This window comes from Rosistilla oblonga (assembly GCF_007751715.1).
GTDB lineage: Bacteria > Planctomycetota > Planctomycetia > Pirellulales > Pirellulaceae > Rosistilla > Rosistilla oblonga.
Genome location: NZ_CP036292.1, coordinates 813,890 through 836,086 on the forward strand (window position 1 = coordinate 813,890; position 22,197 = coordinate 836,086).

Below are 22,197 nucleotides of genomic sequence, written 5' to 3' on the forward strand. Positions count from 1 at the left end.
GTGCAGCCGAACGCCGAAACGCGAGTCGTCGTTGAATTGGTCGATGGGCCGATCGAGAGCGAACCGATCTTGGAATCGCTGTCGGATCTCGATGCTGGGGCTCACAGTCTGTTTCTGGGAAAGACGCGCCGCCGAACGGCGGACAAAGAAACCGATCATCTGGTCTACGATGCCTATCGCCCGATGGCGCTGGCTGAACTGCGCCGCTTAGCCGATGCGGCGGCGGACCGCTGGCAATTAAAACGCGTCGTTGTGATCCATCGTTTGGGACGCGTCGATCTCGGCGAGGCGAGCATCGCGATCGCCGCTAGCAGTGGTCATCGCCGAGAGGTTTTTGAAGCGATCCCTTGGCTGTTGGATGAGATCAAGTCGGACGTGCCGATCTGGAAACAAGAGCATTGGTCCGATGGGCTGACGGAGTGGGTGCATCCATGAACCAACGGATCTATTTGGATAACGCAGCGACCAGCTGGCCGAAGCCGCCGGGAGTGGCAGAGGCGATCGCGGCGGAGATCACTGAAATTGGGGCCGCCGCCGGACGCGGTGCCTATGCCGCAGCGATGTCGGCAGAGCAAGTGGTCGTCAATTGCCGAGCTGCGGTCGCTCAAATGATCAACGCTCAAGCTGCGGAGATCGCGTTGACTTGCAATGGTACTCATTCGTTGAACATCGCGATTCAGGGCGTGCTGCGCCGCGGCGATCATGTCGTCACGACGCAGATTGAACACAACAGCGTCCTGCGACCGCTGGCTTGGTTGCAGGAGAGCCGCGACGTGTCGGTGACCGTTGTCCCTTGCGATCGGTTTGGATTTGTCGACGCCGATGCGATCGCTGCGGCGATCCGGGACGACACGCGTTTGGTCGCGGTCTCGCACGCGTCGAATGTGACCGGCGCGGTTCAGGATATCGCCAAGATCGGAGCGATCGTGCGGCAGCACCCTGCCCTGTTCTTGGTCGACGCGGCGCAGTCGCTTGGCCATCTGCCGATCGATGTCCAGGCGATGGCGATCGACATGCTGGCCAGTCCCGGGCACAAGGGTTGCCTGGGACCGCTGGGGACGGGAGTTTTGTTCCTGGAAAGTTCGATTCAGTCCCAGGTGCAGCCGTTGATGTATGGCGGCACGGGGACCGATTCGGATCGGATGGAAATGCCCGCTGGGATGCCGGGACGTCACGAAGCGGGTAACTTGAACGTGCCGGCGATCGCTGGATTGTTGGCGGCGCTGCGTTGGTCCGCCGGAAACGAAACGGAAGATTCAAGCGGCCCGTTGGCCGATCGACTGGCGGATGCTTTGGCGGAACTGCCGGGCGTGGAAGTCTTTCGCGATCGGGCGCGGTCGCATGTCGCGGTGGTCAGCGTGGCGATCGACGGCTGGCAGCCGACTGATGCGGCGGGAGTTTTAGACGCTCAGTTTGGAATTCAATCGCGAGCCGGCTTGCACTGTTCGCCGCGAATCCACGAAGCTTTGGGGACGTCGGCGGGGACGTTGCGGTTCAGCCTAGGACGCTTCACCAGGCAAGCCGATCTCGACCGCGCGATCGATGCCGTCGGCCAGTTGGTTGGCCAGTGAGCCAATGAAACGCAAAGCTTAACGACTTAAAACCACTCAAGACGACTTAAAAAAAGAAACTCTGCCGGCTGGATTCCATCGCCGGCTCAATTGGAACGTTTGGACGAAGATCGATGGCAGGAAAACCTTGGTACAAAGATGGCTTGCGATTTGAATGCACGCAGTGTGGCGCATGCTGCAGCGGCGAGCCGGGTTATGTGTGGGTCAACGACGACGAGATCGCGGCGCTGGCCACGCACATGCAGATGACGATCGACGATTTCGAGCACAAGTTCGTCCGCAACGTCGGTGCCGCCAAAAGTCTCGTCGAATACTCCGATGGCGACTGCATCTTTTTAGATCCCGATACCCGCGGCTGTTCGGTCTACGAAGCGCGGCCGATTCAGTGTCGCACCTGGCCGTTTTGGGACAGCACGCTGGAGGACAAGGCGGCTTGGAAAGAGACCTGCGACGTCTGCCCCGGCAGCGGCGTCGGCAAGCTGTACAACTTCAAGCAGATCGAAGCCCGTCGGAAAGAGAAGAGCGTCTGAGATCGGGCTGCCGGACGCTAGCTGATACCTCACGGAACTGCGGCTTCCCTTCGCGGCTTGGGCTGCTCTCGTCTCCCCTAGGTTCAATCTGCTAGTCTACGCGCCCATGGTGCAGCTGTTTGCGCCAACCTCTTGCTTTTGCCCGCCCCTTGGGAAACCCAAATGGACCAAACATTTTCATATTCGGCAACGATTCGACTGACCTACGCAAACGATCGTGGCATGTTGGGGAGGATCGCGACAGCGATCGGCGAGCAGGGTGGGATGATTGGGGCGATCGATATCGTCAGTTCCAGCGGAAAGGGGATCACGCGGGATGTCAGCGTGAATGCCGCCAACGCGGAACATGTGCAACGGATCGCGGAGCATCTCGAAACGATTCCGGGTCTGGAACTGCAGACGGTTTCCGACCAGGTGTTTCTGAAGCACTTGGGTGGCAAAATCGAAGTCGTTGCGAAGACGCCCATTAAAAGTCGCGATGATCTCTCGTCGGTCTACACTCCCGGCGTGGCTCGGGTTTGCATGGCGATCCACGACGACGTCGAGTCCTCTTACAGTTTGACGATCCGGAAAAATATGGTCGCCGTCGTCAGCGATGGATCGGCTGTCTTGGGGCTGGGGAACATCGGTCCCGAAGCGGCGATGCCGGTGATGGAAGGGAAGGCGATGTTGTTCAAGGAGTTCGGCGGCGTCGACGCGTTCCCGATCTGCATCGCAACGCAAGATGTCGAAGAGATCATCGCCACGGTCCAGCGTTTGGAGCCGACGTTCGGCGGGATCAATCTGGAGGATATCTCCTCGCCGCGCTGTATCGAGATCGAACGGCGGCTGAATGAAACGATGGACATTCCCGTCTTTCACGACGACCAGCACGGGACGGCGATCGTGACGTTGGCGGGGCTAGAAAATGCGCTGCGGCTGGTTCAGAAGAAGCTCAGCGAAGTCAAGATTGTCATCAACGGTGCGGGAGCTGCCGGAGCGGCGATCGCCAAGTTGTTGCAGTTGGCTGGAGCCGAGCATGTGATCGTGTGCGATCGCGAAGGGGCTATCTATGCGGGGCGAACGACGCGGATGAATCCCGTGAAGGATGAACTTGCGGCGGTCACAAACAAAGACGGTCTGCAGGGATCGCTGCGAGATGTCGTTCGCGGGGCCGACGTCTTTGTCGGCGTTTCGTCTCCCGATGTGCTGACGGTCGACGATGTCAAAAGCATGGCTGCCGATCCGATCGTTTTTGCGATGGCGAATCCCAATCCGGAGATTCGCCCGGAGCTCGCCAATGGGCACGTCGCGGTGATGGCGACGGGGCGTTCGGACCATCCCAATCAGATCAATAACGTGTTGTGCTTCCCGGGATTGTTCCGCGGCGTCTTGGATGTTCGCGCCAGCGAGGTCAACGACGCGATGAAAGTCGCGGCGGCCAAAGCGATCGCCGACATCATCACCGACGATGAACGCTGTAGCGATTACATTATCCCCAGCGTCTTCGATCGACGCGTTGCCGCCGCGGTCGCCAAAGCGGTAGCGGATGCTGCAGCCGAGACCGGCGTGGCTCGGCGTCGTCCCAAAAATTCTGCTGTCGGGCTGTAGAAAGCCAGCGGTTGTCCCGGTGCGGTTGGCACCGGGACCTCTCGGAATCGCAGACGCTTCCGAGCTGGCGATGGTTCCGCTGTGAGAAATCGCATTCGCGGCGGAGCATCGAAGGCTCGCCACGAACGAAAAAAAGGGACAGGTCGAAACCTGTCCCTTTGATTCATTTTTGTTTTGTGATTGGCGGATCGCCAATCGCCGCGATCGCTACGACTTGTTGGTTGGCGTTTCCGAAGCCTCGCCCTTGTTGCTGTCGTCGTATTTCGCTTCGGGCAACTCTTCCTTGGCGCGAACCAAGCTGTGGTCGACTGCGAAGTCGCGATCGTTGCCGGATCCGTCTTCTTTCTTCTCGGCCTTCTCTTTGGTAACCGTCGCGTCGGCAGTGATCATTTCGATCACCTTGCGTTCGACGATTTGGTTCCGCAGAGCGTCCATCTGCCCCGATTTTTCCAGGCGAGCACGGACGCGGCGTTCGGGCTGGTCGCTCTGTTCAGCGATCAGCGCGATTTCATCGTCATAATCGCTTGGTGCTGCATCGATGTCTTGATCGTCAGCGATCTTCTCTAGGATGAAGTGCTCACGCAGTGCCGCTTCGGTCTGGGCTTGAGCATTTTGTCGCGCCATGTTGACCATGTTGCGAATGTCTTCTTCCTGGAAACCGCTGCGACGCATTTCGAGGATTTGACGTTCCAGTTCGCGTCGCGTTTGGCGACGAACGAGATCTGGAGGCAATTCCCAGTTGGCGTCTTCGGTCAGGGTTTTGGTGATTTGGCTACGCAGCGAACGCTGGCGACGGTAGTCGATCTGGCGTTGCAGGCTCTCGGCGATGAACTTGCGAAGTTCTTCTTCGGTTTCGAAATCGCCAAGCTCTTCGAGAACCGCTGGAGTCAGTTCGGCAACTTCATTGCGGCTGACTTCGATGACATTGAATTCGGCTTCGATTTCTTTGCCACCCAATTCAGGATGAGCTTCTTGGCTGACGGTCACCTTGCCGGTGCGGGTTTCGCCTTCGCGAACACCTTCCATCAACTTACCAAACTCTTCGCAACGGCCGTCGGGGAAGCTAAGTCCCGAGACCAATTCGACGCGTTCCTCTTCCATTTCGGAAAGGACTTCGCCTTCGTTGCGGAAGGTCGCGGTAACCAGCAGGCGATCGCCCATCTTGGCTGCGTCGTCGACAGCTTCGTACTTCGAGTAGCGAGACATTACGCGAGCGACCGAGGCGTCGATTGCTTCGTCGTCGACTTGTTCGTCCGGTTCGGTCAGGCTGAGGCCCTTCCATTGCGGCGTATCGAATTCGGGACGGACTTCGACTTTGAATTCAAAGCGGAAATCGCCGCTCTCGGGCAGTTCGACCGATTCGAAATCGAAATCGGGTTCGCTGATCGCCGAGAAAGCTTGCTCTTCGGTCACTTGGCCCAGGCTGTCCATCAACAGCTGACCTTTGACCTGGTCGGCAACGCGTTCCTTGAACTGCTTTTCAACCAGTTTGCGCGGCGCGCGGCCAGCGCGAAAACCGGGGACGCTGGCTTCGGGAGCCAGTTCGTCGTAGGCGTTCTTTAGGTAGCGTTCGACATCACCTCGGGAGACGGTCACAACAACGTGGCGAAGACAAGTCTGCGGCGCATCGACCTCAACGGTCAGTGTCAGCTTGGTCGCTTCGGTGTTTTCGGACGAACTTGGGGCATCGGTTGTGGACATGCCGTTGAGGGCCTCTCGAGAGAAAAAAGAGAGTAGAAGAGCGGGTGATGGGATTCGAACCCACGACAACAACGTTGGCAACGTTGTGCTCTGCCAACTGAGCTACACCCGCCTGGAAATTCCTTTACTCTGAATGTTGAACACGTCTTACGTTGGACTTAGGGGCCGGGAAGGAATTCCGTGGTCCGCCAAAGTTGTTAGTGATGTTGTTGGCAACACTTGCGATAGCGTGTTCAGCGCCTCAGAGGGAATGCTGATACGAATTGTTTCGTCGCGTTCACCTCTGTGGCATGAGGGGAATTATAGAACTACCGCGATCCCGTGCAAGGCCCGGTGGTAAACTGTAGCGGATAAATTGCCAGATTAACGGTTAGGGGCGATTTGCCGACCGGTTGCCGGAGGGGAGAATGGCGTGATACGCTGGGCATCGCCGCGGTGAATGCTAGTTTTTACAACGGTTTGGGCGTTTTGTCCCGCCTGGTTCAGTCTGCCTGTTTCACGAAGGTTCCACGTGCCTTACGCCCAAATCGGACCAATTGCTGTCCATCTGCCCGAACGCGTTGAAACGAACGCTCAATTGCAAGCCGAGCATCCCGAATGGGATCTACAGGTAATTGGGGAAAAAACGGGGATCATGCAGCGGCATATCTCCGCTGACGGTGAAACGGCAGCCGATCTGGCTGTGAAGGCGGCAGAAAAACTGTTCGCAGAGCATGACATCGATCGCGAGTCGGTCGACTTTATAATGCTCTGCACTCAGACCCCCGATTACCCGCTGCCGACGACAGCTTGTCTGCTGCAACAGCGGCTGGGGCTGTCATCGACTTGCGGCGCTATCGATTACAACCTGGGCTGTTCGGGGTTTGTCTACGGTTTGGCGATGGCCGACGGTTTGATTCAATCGGGAGTCGCCCGGCGGATTTTGCTGATCACCGCTGAGACCTATTCGAAATACATCGATGCCGACGATCGCAGTCTGCGGACGATCTTCGGCGATGCCGCGGCAGCTACCTTGGTCCAAGCTAGCGACGAGAAGTCGTTGTGGGGATTCCAGTTTGGTAGCGATGGGAGTGGAGCGGACACTTTGTTAGTCGCCGATGGTGGGGCTCGCGCTCCCCAAGATGCTCACAAACCGCGACATCGCAAACGCTGGAAGAGTCGTCTTTATATGGATGGCCCCAGTTTGATCAATTTCACCGTCGGTGCGGTTCCAAAATTGATCGAAGAGATCGTCCAACGCAACGATCTGACGACCGACGACATCGATCTATTCCTGCTGCATCAAGCGACTTTTAAAATGTTGGAACAGTTGCGGATCAGCATGGGAGTCGAAGAAGCGCGTTTGCCGATTCGGCTCCGCGACGTCGGCAACACCGTCTCGGCGACCGTCCCGATTCTGATTGACGAACTTCGACGCGATGGTACGCTGAGCCAAGGTTCCACGAACGTGTTGGTTGGGTTTGGCGTCGGATGGTCGTGGGCGGGGTGTTTGTGGAAAGACACGTTTGAGCGAGCAGGTCGATGACACAACTATTAAACGGTAAGTTTCTGCTCGCATCCCCCTACCTGCCCGACAGCAATTTCCAGCGGACGGTAGTCTTCATGGTCAAGCACGATGTCGACGGAGCGTTGGGCTTGGTTCTGACCCGCCCCAGCGATCTTCGTCTGCAGCAGTTGCTCGAATCGACGATGGGGAGTTCCGGAGTCCGCGAGGATCTGGTTTATCTGGGCGGACCCGTCGAGGGCCCGCTGTGTGCATTGCACGAAGACGCTAACCTGGCCGATCTCGATTGCGAAGGAGGCCTGTTTGTCACCAGCGAACAGGAATCGATCATCCTGCTAGCGAATCGCCCCAACGCTCGGGTCCGGTTTTTTGCGGGGTACAGTGGCTGGGGAGCGGGCCAGTTGGAATCCGAAATGAAGTCGGGTGGTTGGTTGACCTGTGATGCTACCGCAGACGAGGTCTTCGGCGATTTCGAGCCGCTCTGGGAATCGCTGGTCAAACGCGTTGGGCGATCGATCATCGGCGAAGCGGTTCCGTTTGCAAGCAACGTCGATTCTCAAATGAACTAGCCCAAAAGTCGAGCAGGATGTCGGGACGCACCATCGCTTTTGGAGACATTCACGGTTGCAGTCGCGCCTTGCGGACGTTGATCGAGAATATCGCGCCGACGCCCGAGGATACGCTCGTCTTTTTAGGCGATTACGTCGATCGCGGCTCCGACAGCCGCGGTGTCGTCGATCAGTTGATCGAACTGCAGCAGCGATGCAATCTGGTGCCGCTGTTGGGCAACCATGAGATCATGTTTCTGGGCGTCGTCTGTGGCGGAATGGAAGACAAGATCTGGTTGGCGTGTGGTGGCAACGCGACGCTGGCTAGCTACGGCGGGGCGCTGCACCATATTCCGACGCGGCATATCGAGTTCCTGAAGACCTGCCGCTCCTACTGGGAAAACGATCGCAACATCTGCGTCCACGCCTCCTATCTGCCCGAACAGCCGATGGATCGGTTGGGCGAACAGCATCTTTTTTGGGAGCATCTGCCGCCGGTCGCTCCGCTGCCCCACCACAGCGGCAAGCGAGTGCTCGTTGGTCACACGCCGCAAGCCAATCTCGAGGTGTTGGATCTGGGGCATCTGGTCTGCATCGACACCTATTGTTTCGGCGGCGGTTGGTTGACGGCGTTTGATTTAGATACCGCCGAGGTTTGGCAAGCCAATCTGCACGGCCACGCTCGCCGCAAATTCGGATTGACGGTCAAGCGGCGGATCCGAGAGGCGGCCCAGGCACTGCGGCAACGGTTTTCCCGTAAGCAAGCGACTCGTTAAAAGGCTGCTCCGATCGATCGGCTTGGCAATGATGGATGAATCTCCGTGGATCGACGAATTTGAAGCGGCTTGGCAGCAGCGACGGTGGGCCGATGTCGATCGCATGTTGCGCGATCCCGAATTGCCCATCGACGATGCGGCGGAACTGGCGATGATCGACCTGGAATATCGGTGGCAATATCCGTTGCCCGAGGAGGCTTCGCGGCAGGCCGCCGTGCAAAACTCTCCGCAAGTCGAAGACTATTGCCGGCTGCGGCCCGCGTTGGCCGAAGACCCGCAGCGATTGCAGGAGTTGATCAGCGAGGAGTATCGGGTGCGGTTGAAGTGGGATCACCCGCCAACGCCCGAAGATCTCTCGACCCGCTTCGAAGCGTTACCTCGCCAGGCGATCGAAAAAATGATCTGCCGCGTCGAGCAGGAGGTCCCGCATCTGTGGTTGGCGGTTGTCCGTGGCGACACCGAACTGGTGCGGCTTCGGTTCCATCGGCCGCTGGAAATTGGTCGCCAATCGATCGGCCAGCCGCCGCCGTTTGGCGAGGTCTTGGCCGACGGCAACCGCAAGCTGGTCATCGCCGTGATCGACAACCTGCAGGTCTCCCGCCGTCAGTTGAGAATCTCGCGGTGTTCGGTCGGGGCTCGGCTGGAAAATCTCTCCAGCCAAGTTGCGGTGCAGACAGGTTTCCGCACGCGGCTGATGCCTGGTGAGACGGTCGAGCTCGCTGTGCCGCTGACGCTCACCATCGGCGATTTGCGGTTCTGCCTCAGTTGCTGATGCTTGCAAATAAGTTCGGAAAAACGCCGATTTCACGGCAATTCAGCTTGGCCCGATCGCAGCGGTTGTTCCGATAACGAAGAGGATGCACGTCCGGTGCTGCAACGCTTCATGTCGGGTGGTTCGATAGCTGCTGCGACGATTGAGTGCGTCGCCTGGAGGGCATCCAGCGAGATTCTAAGCTGATCGAAGGTCGTGATTCCCATGGCAATTGTGCGTCCCACTATTCTGCTGATTCCTACCGCGACGGTCCTTGTGATCGCCGGCGCGACGCTGGCTTGGACGCAAGATGAATCGGCCCCGCCGCGAAGCAACCCGTTGGTCGTCAGCGAGCCGGGGACCGGTAGCATTCTGGTCGAAGAGGTCCCCGACCGAAAGCGACCCGTTGTGCCGCCACCGGTCTCGCCGCCGCAGAGATCGAGCGTGCCTCGCCGTCTGCCGCCGGTCAACGATCTGGCGACGCCCCATGTCGTTGTGCCGCACCGTTTGGAAGGCGAATATTCGCGTCGCAAGGAAGCCGCTGGGGCGTCGGATATCGATAGCAAACCCGTCCCGGCGATCGAACAGCCCGATCCGGCGGTCGCGCCAGCAAACCCGCCAGCGAATGTCGAGACGCGACCGTTGCCTGCGGCTGCCGACCAAGTGCGCGACCAGTCGGTGAGGCCGCAGATGTCGCCGAACCAAGAGGTCCAACCGCAGTCGGCCCCCCTGCCCCGCAAGCCGCGAGTCTTCAGCGAGATCTTGCCGAAAGCGTTGCGAGAGGGCGAGCCGACCGAAAGCGAAACATATCGTCCAATGTCGCCGGCACCGACGGCAAACCCGTTGGCGACGGAGCCTCGCGGTGCCGAACCGATTCAGCCGGGGATGCCGTTGGTCGAACCGTCGCCCGCGAGTCCGATCTCGCCTCAGCCAGCCCGAGGCCGCGTGATTCAGGAACCGATCGGCGGGCAACCGATGGCCAGTCCCGCCGTGTCGACGACGCAGTGGACGCCTTGGTGGCAAGCCGACGTGCAGACCGGTTGCCATCTGGATGATCCTCAAAAGGTGGCTGTCGATCTGGATCAATTGATCACGATCGCGCTGCAGCATTCGCCGCTGTTGGAAGTCGTGCGACTGGATGAAGTCTTGCCGCGGCATGGCGGATATCCGATGTCCCAGCTGACGTTGCGTTACAGCCGCCCTCGCCTGCCCGGTTGCGATCCGACGCTCAGCAGCGAATTGGTCTTTGTCGCTCGCCACCGCACATCGGCTAGTCCCAGCGACACGTGTGCAGAGACCGCCGATTTCTTGTTGCAGATTGCCGATGCCTATTGGAACGTCTATCGGTTGCGAGCCCTGGTTGCGATCGCGCAGCGGCACCACGATGCGGCGCTCGCTTTATACGAACAGAGCACGCGGCAATACGCTTCGGAAAGCGACCGTCAGCGTTTTGTGACTGTCGAAGCGACGATCCGCCAGCGTCGTGCGGATGCCAATGCGATGCGGATCGAACTGAAACAGGCGCAGAACGAACTGGCGTTTTTGGTCAGCGTTCCCGGTTGGCAAAAAGATATCGAACTGATGCCGCAGGATGTTCCCTGTCAGTGCGAGTTGTCGCGCAGCGAGGCGACGGAATTGGAGTTGGCGTTGGCCGAGCGTGCCGAAGTCAAAGCTGCGATCGCGCGGTTGGGATCTGTCGGGAGGCAGTCGATCGCCGTCGATGCTCGGGCTTCGCAAGAGCTTGAGGTCGTGATGGATTTGGTGCGGTTGGACGTCAAAGACGCGATGCTGAAGCTCCGCGGCAACTTTGCTCAATTGCGACTCGAAGCCGAGACGGCTGAGAAGGTGATGGAAGAATTGGCCGTCCTGCGTGCCAACGGCGCGGAGACTCACAACATCGTGGCGATGCTCGAAGCGCAAGAGCGTTTGCGAACGGCTGAGTCGAATTATGTTACCGCTTTGGCTCGCTATAACGTCGCGATTCTGCAGCTCCGCCGTGCCGACGGACAGTTGTTCGTCGAAACGCCGCTGTAGCAGCTTCGCCGCTTGGCGATCGCGCCGACGGTCGCCAGCGATTTAGTCGTCGATCTGTTCGGCGACGTCGCGCATCTTGGCGATCGCAGTGCTTTGGATCTGCCGGATCCGTTCCCGCGACAGCGACATCGCTTGGCTGACTTGCAGCAGTGTCTTGGGGCTTCCGTCGTCCATCCCGTAACGCAGTTCGACGACGCGTCGTTCGCGTGGCAACAGCGCGTCGAGAACCATCTGCACCGTCCGGTCGATCTCCTCTCGCTCCAGCCCCGCCGTCGGATCGCTCGCCTGCGATGAATCATGCAAAAGTTCGGCGATCGATTGTCGTTGCATCGCGTTGGAGTCGTCGATCGAAACCGTCTCGCGCATCGCTTCGCGAGTGCGGTGGGCTTTGTCGACCGACACTCCCGTCAGCTTCGCCAGTTCGTCGACGGTCGGCTGGCGGTGGTGCGCGTGAACGAACAGCTCGCTCGCCTGTCGAACATCGCGGACGCCGGTCAGGACGGCGGTCGGGATCCGAACCGCTCGGGCATGAGTCGTCACGGCGCGGGAGATCGCTTGCCGGATCCACCACGTGGCGTAAGTGCTGAAGCGGAAGCCGCGGTCGGGATCAAACTTTTCGATCCCTCGCATCAGGCCGGCGTTCCCTTCCTGGATCAGGTCGGAAAATCCGAGCCCGCGGCCTCGGTAGCCCTTCGCGATCGGGATCACCAGTCGCAAGTGGTGGCTGACAAATTCCCGCTTCTGTTGCAGCAGCGATTGACGCAGCGCTTGGACTCGGCGTCGATTGGTTTGCATCGCCGAAGTGCTTTCGCCGCGCGACGCCGTCTCGTAGGCTTGTTCGAGCACCTCCAATCGCAGCGGCAGGTCGTTGACCAATCGGCGACAGACGCGAATGCGATGCCGCACCCGATGCAGTGCCGCGACGCGTCGTTTTCGAGACGTTTGCCGCGAGGCAGTTATTTTTTGGTCCAAGCTGTTTTCGTGATCGAAGCGAAGCAGCGATTGAGTTGCCACGGGCAACGCGCGTCGCAATAACGCGACACGTGTCCGATCATGAGGCGCGACGTCGATGATCGCATCGATGCGGTGGTTGCTCTGCGTCGCCTCGTTAAAGACGTCGGCGATCGACGCGATGATCGAAGCGTCGGCTAGCATCGCGCGGCGGTACGCATTCCGCGTCCGCTTGATCCGCTGCGTTGCCAGAACCTCCTCTTCGGGCGTCAATAGTTCGGTCCGCGAGACGGCTGCAAAGTATTCGGTAACCCCTTCGCTATCGTTGGGGAAGTGTCGGCCAGAGGAGATCGGCGACCGGTTTATCCAACCGCCACCGCCCTGTCGGTATGTTTTTTCCATGATATCGCCTTTCCAAATCAAGTTGGCAGAGCCAAGTGCAAGGCGACAGGGGTGCAATCGGCATGCCGGAAAGCGAAAATCGCAGCCCTTGAGCATGCGGCGGAGGCGTTTCAGCTCGATTTGAGGGTTGGGGCCCGATCGACAATCGTCGGTGGGAAACCGTACTCCTGGCAGAGTTCGAAGCCCCTCGAAGGTTTCGGTTTAGCGAAAGCGAAGGCGAATCGGCAGGCTGGCTGCTAGGGCAAGGCATGCCAGCGGTATCAGGCGTCGATTGCCAGGGCTTCGTCGATTGGCGTGGGGGATGGTTGGGTGAAGCGGCCGATGATGGCGGGGATGCTGTAGCTGGCCGCTGGGTAGACAAAGCAGACTTCGAAGGTGCCCGATCTCGGTTGTCCAAAGTCGTAATTGGTCATGAGTGTCCAGAAGCTGAGGCAGAGCAAAGCCAGTAGGACGAGCGTCGCCAGCGGCCACCGATAGGTGCGATGGCAAAACGAGGAACACCCCAATAACCAACCCGCTGTCCCGCCGACACCCAAAATTGTCATCGCTGTCAGATCACGCTGCGATGGGGCGAGTTGTTTGAAGAGCGTGAACAGCACGGCGACGCAAGTCGTGAGGGTCAACAGGCCGCGAATCGAATACTGGGATCGCGCTGCCGGATTGGGATCGTTTGCCAGCCGCCAGGCGGGAAAGCCCGCAGCAAAACTCAGCAGCCAGGCAAGCATCGCCGACGACAAAAAGAAGGGTGCAAAAAATTGGACCGTGTCGCCGCCCAAGACCGACGAGGTTGCCGTCGAAAACAAAATGGTGACGGCAAACAACACCAATCGGAGCGGCAGGTGGGGGCCCTTGGCCAAGCAGCAGGTGGCGACGGTCGCATTCCAGCTGACCAACGCACCAATAAATGCAAAGATGAACCAAGAATTGGGGTCTCGGTTTTGGATCGCACCGGACACGATGCCAATCGCGAGGATAGCCGCTCCTAAGAAGGCGATCGCTGCGACGGTGCGAGACGAACAGATTGGGCGTGTCGCGAGCGGCGTGGAATCGTTGCCATGGTCCATTTGCATTTGCCTGGTTCGTAGAGCGTGGTGCGAAGTGGCGACGAGAGCTTTTCTGCCGCAGGTCTAGTTCAGGTCGCGTGGACTCTCCTGGAACGGTTCCCAACGCTCGTCGGCGATCGCCACCGCAACGACTTCGACTTCGCTGCTGCGATCGACCTCAGCGACCCCGACGATTCCGAGCCCCGGATTGGCTTCGACGAACTGAGTCGCTTTGGGCATCCCGTCGACGAACAGCCCCGTCGCCAGGGCGTCCGATTCGGCGGCGACTTTGGCGATCAACGTCAGCGACAGCAGATCGCCGCCGGGCCAGCCGGTTCGCGGGTCGATCATGTGGCCGAGTCGTTGGCCGCGATAGTGGAAGAACTGTTTCCCCGAACCGCTCGTCGAAAGCGATTCGTTCTGCAGCCACACGCGGCCCAGTTTCCGATGGCTGCGGATCGGATGGCTCAGCGCGATCGGCCAGCCCGGTTCCCCCGGCCGTCGGCTGCCCCGCGCTACGATGCTGCTCTGCCCGCCATGGATCAGGAAGTTTTCAACGCCCGAGGTGACCAGCATCGCGACAGCTTGGTCCAGGGCGTACCCTTTGCCGATCGCCCCGAGGTTGATCCGCATCCCCGGCTGTTTGAAGCGGATCGTTTGTTGGTCGGCGTCGAGTTCCAAGTTCTTGTATCCGACAGCCTGCAGCGCCGCGGCAAGTTCTTCGTCGCTCGGCTTGCGTCCGCTGCGGTTGGTGAAACCCCAGGCGTCGACAAGCGGCCCGGCGGTGATGTCGAACGCGCCGCCGGTCGCTTCGGATATAGCGACCGCTTGTTGGACGATCTTGAAGAGGTGCGGATCGACGCGGACGGGCCGCTCGGCAGCTTCGCGGTTCAGCTTGGAGATGTCGCTGTCGGAGCGATAGACCGAAAAGATTCCCTCGAGCGTGCGAATCCATTCGAGCGCTTCCAACGCGATCTCCGGCGCCTCGCGATCGACGTCGGCCGGCATCAGCACCTCAAACTCCGTCGCCATCGCGGGGCGGATGACCGAGATCAGTTCGCCGGGGCGGGCGATGCTGGGAGAGTTTTCCGAAGGAGAAGCCGCGTTGTTCAAGGGATTGGCCGCTGAGTTGGATTTGGGTTGGAGGACGTTTTTTATGTTCCGTTTTCATTTTAGTAGCTTTTGCAGGCCGTAGGCATAGCCCGCGGTGAACGGTTGGCGCGGCGTGTTCCGTGTTTCAGTTGGCGGCTGATTTGCGCGGACACAAAAACGGACCTGACTTGGAACGGTTGGCCCGCCGGTCTGTCTATTGTCGATAGACTTGCTTTTGCTTTGCCGGGTCGCATGCGGGACTCGAATCGGCGATAAAGTAAGCCTTGCGCGACGGCGGTTTTTGCGCATGACGGCTCGCGACGGCGTCGCGAGGCGACTGGGCGCGCGGCCCGCACTCAACTTGTTAAAAACTTTTACAGCTCTTGGATCGATAGGATTGGAATGAATACGGCGCAGCATGATTTGGTTGTCTTGGGCGGTGGACCCGGTGGATACGTGGCAGCGATTCGCGCCGCTCAGCTGGGAATGAACGTCGCCTGTATCGACGAAAATGAACGCTATGGCGGCACCTGTCTCCGCGTCGGCTGTATCCCCAGCAAGGCGTTGTTGGAATCGAGCCATTTGTATCACGACGCCAAGACGTCGTTCTCCAATCACGGTCTGAAGATCGGCGATGTCGAGTTGGATCTGCCGACGATGATGAACCGCAAGGAGAAGGTCGTCGACACGCTGACCGGCGGCATCAACATGCTGCTGAAGAAGAACAAGGTGACGACTTATAACGGCCGCGGCCGCTTCATCAGCTCCGACACGATCGAAATCGAAGGCAAGACGCCCGCTCGCGTCAAAGCCGCCAAGACGATCATCGCGGTCGGCTCGCGGCCGATGTCCTTCCCGTCGATCGAAGAGGATGGCCAGCGGATCGGCAACAGTACGATGGCGCTCAGCTTTCCCGAAGTTCCCGAGCGGTTGGTTGTGATCGGCGGCGGCTACATCGGGTTGGAGCTGGGAAGCGTTTGGAATCGACTGGGCAGCAAGGTCGTCGTGCTCGAAGCCTTGGACCGCATCCTGACTGGGATCGACAGCGAACTGGCGTCGATCGCCAAGCGGACCTTCACCAAGCAGGGCTTGGAATTCAAGATGTCGACGTTTGTCGAATCAGCCAAGGTCCAAGGCGATCTGTGCGTGATCAAGACCAAGGCGGGCGAAACGATCGAAGCCGATCGCGTGCTGCTGGCGACCGGCCGCGTTCCGTCGACCGACAAGATCGGATTGGATGCTGCCGGAGTCGCGACCGACAAACGCGGGTTCCTGGAAGTCGATGCCAACTACCAAACATCGGTCCCGGGAATTTACGCTCTGGGCGATTGCATCGGCGGCGCGATGCTGGCTCACAAAGCGATGGAAGAGGGCGTCGTCTGCGTCGAGCGGATGACCGGCATGGGCAGCCACTTCAATTACGATGTGATCCCGGCGATCGTTTACACGCATCCGGAAATCGCTGCGGTCGGCAAGACCGAAGAGCAGTTGAAGGAAGCGGGGATCGAGTACAAGAAGGGAATGGCTCCCTACGGTGCCAACGGCCGTGCTCACACGCTGGGCGAGACCGAAGGCCGCGTGAAGGTCTTGGCCGACGCCAAAACCGACCGCGTGTTGGGCGTTCACATCATCGGGGCTCGAGCGGGCGATCTGATCGCCGAAGCGGGAGCGGCGATGGAGTTTGGCGCCAGCGCCGAGGATATCGCTCGCTGCTGCCACGCGCATCCAACGCTCTCCGAATCGTTGCACGAAGCGGCATTGGGCGTCGACGGCCGCGCCTTGCACACCTTTTAATTGGGCGTGGCACCGTTTGTTTTTCGGTTGATCGGCGAGGCTCTCTGCGGGCCGCGCGGGGATGGAAGCGCGGGGCGATGCCCACGCGGTTAAACTAGAAAAACTTTGTGCTGCTTGATGTGCTTAAGCATTTGGGGCGGGAAGCGTTTGAGCTTGCCGCCTCGCCGATCGCCGCGAATCGTTTGAGCTAACCGACCTGCGTTTTTAATGCCAAATTCCACAACCGAAGCGATCGGCCGCCTGGCCAACTACCCTTGGTTGTTGTTGGCCGTGGTGTTGCTGCCACTGGTGATCGTCGCGTTGGTTCGCAAGACCTATCCCAGCCGGCTGTGGATCGGACTACTGATCATCCCGGCGGCGCTCAGTCTGGCGGTGACGCTAACCGACGCCTGGGCTTACGCGGTGATCGCGGTCGACGCGGTGATCCTGGTTGTCGGCTTGGTCGACTATCTGATGTTACCCGGCTCGCGCGGCCTGACGGCTCAGCGGCAATTGGTTCGGACCGCGTCGATCGGTGCTCCGACGTCGGTCGATCTGACGGTCATCAATCGCGGGCCGCGGTCGCTTCGCGGTAGCGTGCGGGATGATCTTCCCGAAGGTTTTCTCAGCAGCCCCGAACAGCATCCGTTGACGCTGCCGTCGCGCAGCCAGTTGACGTTTCGGCGGCGATTGACGCCGATGCGTCGCGGCGTGGCTGAGCTGACGACGGTCTATCTGGAAGTCGTCAGCGGGCTGCGGTTGTGGCGGCGGCATATCGAATTGCCGTGCGAATCGAAGCTGAACGTCTATCCCGACATGAAGCAGTTGAGCGATTACGCCTTGCTGGCGCGGCAGGATCGACTGAGTCTGATCGGCGTGCGGCAGTCGCGACGGATCGGTCAGGACAACGATTTCGAGCGGCTGAGAGATTATTCCCGCGACGATAATTATCGGCACATCGATTGGCGGACGACCGCGCGGCGGAACAAGCTGACCGTTCGCCAGTTTCAAACCGACCAATCGCAGCGGGTGATCTTCATGCTCGATTGCGGTCGGATGATGACGAACGAGCACGATGGGATGACGCTGTTGGATCACGCGCTCAATTCGTTCCTGATGATGGCTCACGTCGCTCTGGCTCGCGGCGACGCCGTCGGCATGCTCTGCTTCTCCGATCGAATCCACGCCTACATCCCGCCTCGGACCGGCAAGGCGCAGATGAATCGGCTGCTGCAGGCCGGCTTCAACCAGTTCCCTCAGCTGGTCGAATCTCGCTTCGATAAGGCGTTTTTGTATCTCTCCAATCACTGCAAGCAGCGATCGTTAGTCGTGATGGCGACCAATGTGATCGATGAGGTGAACGCTGGTCAGGTGACCGATTACCTGTCGAATCTCGTCGGCAAACATCTGCCGCTGGGGATCCTGTTGCGAGATCACCAGTTGTTCGACGCGGCTGATCATCCGTCAAACGATCCGCAGCGACTGTATCGGGCCGCGGCGGCAGCGGAGATCCTGTGTTGGCGGAATCAAGTGATCCAGGACATGAAACATGCCGGAGTGCTGGCGATGGATCTGTTTCCCGAACAGATGACCGCTCCGCTGGTGAATCAGTATCTGGAAATCAAAGCCAAGCACCTGCTGTAACGCGGTTCTGGTGGCTCTACCGATCCGACAACGGCGCGTCACCGTCAATCCCCTGCCCCGACGGGTTGTTTCGGTGGTGACCTTCCCGGCCAGAGGATCGCAAGTAAAATGCTCGTCTAGATCGTTTTCGCCGGACGCGTTCCGGACCCTCCCAGCATTTCAAAAACGCCTCAAAAGGTCACTAAATTGTTACGTTCGCACACATGCGGCCAGCTTCGGTCGCAGGATATTGACACTGAAGTCACACTTTGCGGTTGGGTTGAAAGCACGCGGGACCACGGCGGTGCGGTCTTTATCGATCTCCGCGATCGCTACGGAATCACCCAGGTAGTTGTTGGCCCCGAGTGCGGTCAGGAAGCTGTCGACGCCGCCGGTCGGTTGGCGAATGAGTCGGTGATCAAGGTCGTCGGGACCGTCGCGGCGCGATTGGAAGGGAAGCACAACGATAAGCTGGCGACCGGCGATATCGAGCTGCGGACCAAGGATTTGGAACTGCTGAACAGCTGCCAACAGGCCCCGTTTGTTCCGTCGCAGCAAGATCTGCCGGGCGAAGATCTGCGACTGAAGCATCGTTATTTGGATCTCCGTCGCACCAAGATGCTCGACACGATGGTCCTTCGCAGCCGGATCATCAAGCTGATGCGCGACTATTTCGCCGATCGCGACTTCATCGACGTCGAGACGCCGATCCTGGGCCGCAGCACTCCCGAAGGTGCTCGCGATTACCTGGTTCCCAGCCGCGTTCATCCCGGCGAATTCTATGCGCTGCCGCAATCGCCTCAGCTGTACAAGCAGATCTTGATGGTCGCCGGTTTCGACCGCTACGTGCAGGTCGCCAAATGTTTCCGCGACGAAGATCTTCGCGCCGATCGCCAGCCGGAGTTCACGCAGTTGGACCTCGAGATGTCGTTTGTCGACATGGACGATGTGATCGGGATGATCGATGGTCTGGTCGGCGTGGTCGCCAAGGATGTGTTGGGGATCGACGCACCCGCCAAGTTGCCACGGATGACGTGGGACGAAGCGATGACCAAATACGGAACCGACGCTCCCGACCTGCGGTTTGGGATGGAGATCGTCGACATCAGCGATATCGCAGCGAATGTGGAGTTCCGCGTCTTCCGCGGTGCCGTCGACGCCGGCGGCAAGGTCCGCGGCATGAACGCCAAGGGAGCCGCGTCGAAATATTCGCGGCGTCAGATCGATGAACTGACCGAATACGTCAAGCAGGACTTTGGGGCCAAGGGCTTGGCTTGGTTCCGCGTCGAAGAGGACGGATCGCTCTGGTCGCCGATCAGCAAGAATCTGGAAGCGGAGCAATTGCAGGCGATCGGCCAGCGGTTGGAAGCCGAACCGGGCGACTTGTTGCTGTTCCTTGCCGATTCGTGGGAGGTGACCTGCCGCGGTTTGGCCGGTTTGCGAAAGCGATTGGGTGCGGAACTGAAGCTGTACGATCCCAAGGCGATGAGTTTTTCGTGGGTGATCGAGTTCCCGATGTTCGAACACGATGCCGAAGAGGACCGTTGGGTCGCGATGCATCATCCGTTCACCGCACCGCGGACCGCCGATTTGCCGAAGCTGAAAGAAGATCCGGCCGCTTGCCGAGCGATCGCTTACGATCTGATCATCAACGGCAGCGAAGCTGGCGGCGGCACGATCCGGATCCACGATTCGGGAATCCAACAACAGGTCTTCGATCTGCTGGGGATTTCGCCTGAACTGGCGAAGGAGCGATTTGGGTTCCTGTTGGACGCGCTGCGTCTGGGAGCGCCACCGCACGGCGGGATCGCGTTGGGAATCGATCGCTGGGTGATGTTGTTCGCCAATCTGGACAGCATCCGCGACTGCATCGCGTTCCCGAAAACGCAGAAGGCGTCCGATATGATGACCGAAGCGCCAAGCGAAGTCGACAAGAAGCAGCTGGAAGAGCTGTACTTGCGAACGACTCCGCCAGCCAGCAAGCAGCAAGCTTAAGGCTGCATTTGACGGCGGGCCAGCAGATGACGCTGCTGGCCGAAGCGGTCATATTCCAGCTGAGCGATCGCGGCGAGATCGCTCGGCAATTCGCCGATCGCACGGCGGTAATAATAATCGGCTGCCTTGAGGTGGCCTTCTTGCACGCATCGCCGGGCGTCGCGGACCAGCTGTTTCGCTGCCTCGACCGGATCGATCGGTTTCGGCGGGACAACCTTGGCCGCTTCTTTGGCCTTCTGTTGCCGCAGGAATTCCGCCGGTTCGGCGCCTAGCAATTGGCGATCCATCTCGGCCAAGTCGATGATCTGAACGTGGGCGCTCATCGTTCCGCGAGAGATTGAGCGGCCTGTCGATCGCGATCCCCAGCCCGGATTGCGGCTGCTTTCAGCCGACCGGCCGATGCTGCCCAGGTGAGCCGATCCGCCATCGGGAACCAAGACCGAGCCCGAATACTGAAACGTGCCGAACGTCGGCAGCATCACGACCTGCGCGGGGCAGGCGTTGGCGGCGATCATCGTCACGACGGCGGTCAGGATCAAGATCCGCATCGATCGGCTCCGTTGGTTCGCGAGGCTCAGCCCTCATCCAGGAAGATGTAAGACGGATTCGAAAGCAGATACCACTCTTTCCAAGCTTTGACGGCAGCTTCGACCTGTTTGGGCGTCGGGTCGTCGGGCAGGCCAAAGCCTTCGAAACGGCGGCTGACAAAACGCAAGCCGTTGCGGGCTTCGCGTTGCACCGTTTTGTCGGGGTCGGTCAGAGCGAAGATCAGCGTCGGCACGATGTCCATGTCGCTGCTCTGCCCCAGCATCCGAGCCGCCGCGCGGCGAGTCTTGTAGGGGCCGCCTTTGACCATTCGCTTCAGCCGCTTCAATTGGTCGGCTCGTTCCTGCGGATCTTTCGACAGGATCAGCGAATCGTAGATCGCTTTGTCGTCGACATCGTCGCCACCTTTTTCGAGCAAATCGAGCATTCCGCCAACGCTGCCGGCCTTGGGAGCGTCGATCAACTGGCCCCCCTTGGTCTGCATCCCCTTGGTGCTTTTGGGAAGCCCATACCCGCCCTGCATCGTTCCACTGCTCAATTCACCGATCGCGCGTCGCGTGCTGCGGATTAGGAAAAGAACGGCAAATGCTGTGTTTTCGTGCGTGGTCAACATGATTTGGTGACCCGCGGCTTTTGTCTTTTCGCCCCCCCAACCGCCGTTGGAGTCTTGCAACCGCTTGAGGTCTTCGACGCCCTGGTTGTACCAGACGGGTTCGTTTTCGTATTCGCCGACCGAGTTTTCGAGAAAGCTCATGAAGCGTTCGTGAGCGTAGGCGGCGTAGTAGTAATAAGGGTGCGGCCGCTTGGGAAAGTTCGAGAACTGAAATGGGACTTTGTTGTACAGTTGAACGGCGCGGCCGACGGAGGTGTTGATCATCGCCGCATTAAGCCGGCTGGCCTTGGCTGCCGTCTTTTCGGATTCGGGTTGGTGGATGCTGACTGCATCGGGGAGGCCATCGTCGCTCGATTTCTTTTTGCGACGGGCGCGATCTTTGTAGAAGCCAAAAAAGTCGCCAGCGATCAACAAGCTGCCCGAAGCCGCCGAGGTTAACGACATCTGGGTCCGCGTTTGTTTCACGAGCCCGCCACCGCTGGGCAGGATGCCTCGATAGCCCCACATCCCGGTCGGGTCCTGGACTTGCATCAGGTACAACGCGACGCCTTCCATGACGCGCGGTGGAACTTCGAAACCTGCTTTTTGCAGCGACCACATGCCGAGCACCGCATATTGGTTCTGCGAATTATCCCCTTCCTTTTCGTTGGGATACCCAAATCCGCCGTGCGGTTTCTGTTGAGCTAGAAAACGGCGGGCCATGCGTTTGATAGCCGCTTCGTGCTTGACGTGGTCGACATCCAGCAGCAGCAGCATCGCGAGCGAGCCGGCGTAGGTAAAGTAATGATCGACGGTGCGCGAATTCACTTGAGCATCGATATACTTTAATGCCTCGGCGACCCCAGCTTTCACTATCGGATCGGTGTGATCGTGCTCGACCTTAAAGATCGAGTAGGCCATCAACAGCTTTGTCCCTACCGGATGGTGCGAATGCTCGGTGCTCGCGGTTCGCAAGTAGGCAACGCCGCGATCGACCATCTGCATGACCTCGGGGTGCTCGGGGGAATATCCCCGGCAAATCGATGCCGTTAGCATCCAAATCAGCAGGCAAGTCAGGGGCAGTTGACGACGCATATTTAATCCCAGGTAGGCCAAGAAAAGCAGGCTTCAGCCTGTCGAAGTGGCATGAAGGCACCAGTCTATCATGCGGGGAA

General features: G+C 59.5%; 18 protein-coding genes and 1 tRNA gene. 12 read left to right on the forward strand and 7 right to left on the reverse strand.

Going from position 1 to position 22,197, the window contains the following annotated elements; all coding sequences use genetic code 11:
- The 4 genes from CA51_RS02890 to CA51_RS02905 all read left to right on the forward strand — a co-directional run bounded on the left by CA51_RS02890 (nucleotide 1) and on the right by CA51_RS02905 (nucleotide 3,691).
- On the forward strand, nucleotides 1-435 hold the full coding sequence (locus CA51_RS02890) for a molybdenum cofactor biosynthesis protein MoaE (RefSeq protein WP_145117612.1): 435 nt from the start codon (nucleotides 1-3) through the stop codon (nucleotides 433-435).
- A complete protein-coding gene (locus tag CA51_RS02895; RefSeq protein ID WP_145117614.1) occupies nucleotides 432-1,571 on the forward strand; it encodes an aminotransferase class V-fold PLP-dependent enzyme in 1,140 nt (379 codons plus the stop codon). The genes CA51_RS02890 and CA51_RS02895 overlap by 4 nt, the downstream gene beginning before the upstream one ends.
- A 113-nt stretch (nucleotides 1,572-1,684) precedes the next feature.
- Nucleotides 1,685-2,101, forward strand: coding sequence for a YkgJ family cysteine cluster protein (locus CA51_RS02900; RefSeq protein WP_145117616.1), 417 nt, complete (start codon nucleotides 1,685-1,687; stop codon nucleotides 2,099-2,101).
- Nucleotides 2,102-2,263: 162 nt separating this feature from the next.
- Nucleotides 2,264-3,691, forward strand: coding sequence for an NAD-dependent malic enzyme (locus tag CA51_RS02905; protein WP_145117619.1), 1,428 nt, complete (start codon nucleotides 2,264-2,266; stop codon nucleotides 3,689-3,691).
- 207 nt (nucleotides 3,692-3,898) lie between these two features.
- On the opposite strand, the gene tig is transcribed toward CA51_RS02905, so the two are convergent.
- The gene (gene tig / locus CA51_RS02910; protein WP_145117621.1) at nucleotides 3,899-5,392 is read right to left on the reverse strand and encodes a trigger factor; all 1,494 of its coding nucleotides are present in this window, start codon (nucleotides 5,390-5,392) and stop codon (nucleotides 3,899-3,901) included.
- 39 nt (nucleotides 5,393-5,431) lie between these two features.
- Nucleotides 5,432-5,504, reverse strand: a tRNA-Gly gene (locus CA51_RS02915).
- 399 nt (nucleotides 5,505-5,903) lie between these two features.
- On the opposite strand from CA51_RS02915, the gene CA51_RS02920 reads away from it, so the two are divergent.
- From CA51_RS02920 to CA51_RS02940, 5 genes are all read left to right on the forward strand, one after another.
- Entirely contained in the window at nucleotides 5,904-6,917 is a 1,014-nt protein-coding gene (locus CA51_RS02920) for a ketoacyl-ACP synthase III (protein WP_145117623.1), read from the forward strand.
- Entirely contained in the window at nucleotides 6,914-7,465 is a 552-nt protein-coding gene (locus CA51_RS02925; RefSeq protein ID WP_145117625.1) for a YqgE/AlgH family protein, read from the forward strand. The genes CA51_RS02920 and CA51_RS02925 overlap by 4 nt, the downstream gene beginning before the upstream one ends.
- A 17-nt stretch (nucleotides 7,466-7,482) precedes the next feature.
- Nucleotides 7,483-8,220 carry a metallophosphoesterase family protein gene (locus CA51_RS02930; protein WP_145117627.1) on the forward strand — a complete coding sequence of 246 codons (738 nt, stop codon included), beginning with the start codon at nucleotides 7,483-7,485 and terminating at the stop codon, nucleotides 8,218-8,220.
- A gap of 28 nt (nucleotides 8,221-8,248) precedes the next feature.
- Nucleotides 8,249-8,992: a hypothetical protein gene (locus CA51_RS02935; protein ID WP_145117629.1), complete on the forward strand. Its 744-nt coding sequence runs from the start codon at nucleotides 8,249-8,251 to the stop codon at nucleotides 8,990-8,992.
- Between the two features lie 204 nt (nucleotides 8,993-9,196).
- The gene (locus CA51_RS02940; protein ID WP_145117631.1) at nucleotides 9,197-11,005 is read left to right on the forward strand and encodes a TolC family protein; all 1,809 of its coding nucleotides are present in this window, start codon (nucleotides 9,197-9,199) and stop codon (nucleotides 11,003-11,005) included.
- 42 nt (nucleotides 11,006-11,047) lie between these two features.
- Here the strand turns inward: CA51_RS02940 and CA51_RS02945 are convergent, their stop codons facing one another.
- From CA51_RS02945 to CA51_RS02955, 3 genes are all read right to left on the reverse strand, one after another.
- Nucleotides 11,048-12,358 carry a sigma-70 family RNA polymerase sigma factor gene (locus CA51_RS02945; protein WP_197451546.1) on the reverse strand — a complete coding sequence of 437 codons (1,311 nt, stop codon included), beginning with the start codon at nucleotides 12,356-12,358 and terminating at the stop codon, nucleotides 11,048-11,050.
- A 260-nt stretch (nucleotides 12,359-12,618) separates the two neighbouring features.
- A complete protein-coding gene (locus CA51_RS02950; protein WP_145117635.1) occupies nucleotides 12,619-13,428 on the reverse strand; it encodes a hypothetical protein in 810 nt (269 codons plus the stop codon).
- 57 nt (nucleotides 13,429-13,485) lie between these two features.
- Nucleotides 13,486-14,514, reverse strand: a complete 1,029-nt coding sequence (locus CA51_RS02955) for an FAD:protein FMN transferase (protein ID WP_145117638.1) — start codon at nucleotides 14,512-14,514, stop codon at nucleotides 13,486-13,488.
- Nucleotides 14,515-14,895: 381 nt separating this feature from the next.
- Here CA51_RS02955 and lpdA point away from each other — a divergent pair, with 381 nt between their 5' ends.
- From lpdA to aspS, 3 genes are all read left to right on the forward strand, one after another.
- Nucleotides 14,896-16,287 (forward strand): dihydrolipoyl dehydrogenase, encoded by a 1,392-nt coding sequence (gene lpdA / locus CA51_RS02960; RefSeq protein ID WP_145117640.1) that lies wholly within the window; start codon nucleotides 14,896-14,898, stop codon nucleotides 16,285-16,287.
- A 207-nt stretch (nucleotides 16,288-16,494) separates the two neighbouring features.
- Nucleotides 16,495-17,910 (forward strand): DUF58 domain-containing protein, encoded by a 1,416-nt coding sequence (locus CA51_RS02965; protein WP_145117641.1) that lies wholly within the window; start codon nucleotides 16,495-16,497, stop codon nucleotides 17,908-17,910.
- A 186-nt stretch (nucleotides 17,911-18,096) separates the two neighbouring features.
- A complete protein-coding gene (gene aspS, locus CA51_RS02970) occupies nucleotides 18,097-19,884 on the forward strand; it encodes an aspartate--tRNA ligase (RefSeq protein ID WP_145117643.1) in 1,788 nt (595 codons plus the stop codon).
- Here aspS and CA51_RS02975 read toward each other — a convergent pair.
- Together CA51_RS02975 and CA51_RS02980 are read right to left on the reverse strand one after the other, a co-directional pair.
- On the reverse strand, nucleotides 19,881-20,432 hold the full coding sequence (locus CA51_RS02975; protein WP_145117645.1) for a hypothetical protein: 552 nt from the start codon (nucleotides 20,430-20,432) through the stop codon (nucleotides 19,881-19,883). The genes aspS and CA51_RS02975 overlap by 4 nt on opposite strands.
- A 26-nt stretch (nucleotides 20,433-20,458) precedes the next feature.
- Entirely contained in the window at nucleotides 20,459-22,117 is a 1,659-nt protein-coding gene (locus CA51_RS02980; protein ID WP_145282351.1) for a HEAT repeat domain-containing protein, read from the reverse strand.
- Nucleotides 22,118-22,197 lie beyond the last annotated feature (80 nt).

Bases quoted from the DNA above. Each gene is read 5' to 3' on its own strand.
- CA51_RS02980 (WP_145282351.1), bottom strand. From the start codon at position 22,117: ATGCGTCGTCAACTGCCCCTGACTTGCCTGCTGATTTGGATGCTAACG.
- CA51_RS02895 (WP_145117614.1), top strand. From the start codon at position 432: ATGAACCAACGGATCTATTTGGATAACGCAGCGACCAGCTGGCCGAAG.
- CA51_RS02950 (WP_145117635.1), bottom strand. From the start codon at position 13,428: ATGCAAATGGACCATGGCAACGATTCCACGCCGCTCGCGACACGCCCA.
- lpdA (WP_145117640.1), top strand. From the start codon at position 14,896: ATGAATACGGCGCAGCATGATTTGGTTGTCTTGGGCGGTGGACCCGGT.
- CA51_RS02945 (WP_197451546.1), bottom strand. From the start codon at position 12,358: ATGGAAAAAACATACCGACAGGGCGGTGGCGGTTGGATAAACCGGTCG.
- tig (WP_145117621.1), bottom strand. From the start codon at position 5,392: ATGTCCACAACCGATGCCCCAAGTTCGTCCGAAAACACCGAAGCGACC.
- CA51_RS02940 (WP_145117631.1), top strand. From the start codon at position 9,197: ATGGCAATTGTGCGTCCCACTATTCTGCTGATTCCTACCGCGACGGTC.
- CA51_RS02900 (WP_145117616.1), top strand. From the start codon at position 1,685: ATGGCAGGAAAACCTTGGTACAAAGATGGCTTGCGATTTGAATGCACG.
- CA51_RS02905 (WP_145117619.1), top strand. From the start codon at position 2,264: ATGGACCAAACATTTTCATATTCGGCAACGATTCGACTGACCTACGCA.
- CA51_RS02965 (WP_145117641.1), top strand. From the start codon at position 16,495: ATGCCAAATTCCACAACCGAAGCGATCGGCCGCCTGGCCAACTACCCT.
- CA51_RS02935 (WP_145117629.1), top strand. From the start codon at position 8,249: ATGATGGATGAATCTCCGTGGATCGACGAATTTGAAGCGGCTTGGCAG.
- CA51_RS02925 (WP_145117625.1), top strand. From the start codon at position 6,914: ATGACACAACTATTAAACGGTAAGTTTCTGCTCGCATCCCCCTACCTG.
- CA51_RS02975 (WP_145117645.1), bottom strand. From the start codon at position 20,432: ATGCGGATCTTGATCCTGACCGCCGTCGTGACGATGATCGCCGCCAAC.
- CA51_RS02930 (WP_145117627.1), top strand. From the start codon at position 7,483: ATGTCGGGACGCACCATCGCTTTTGGAGACATTCACGGTTGCAGTCGC.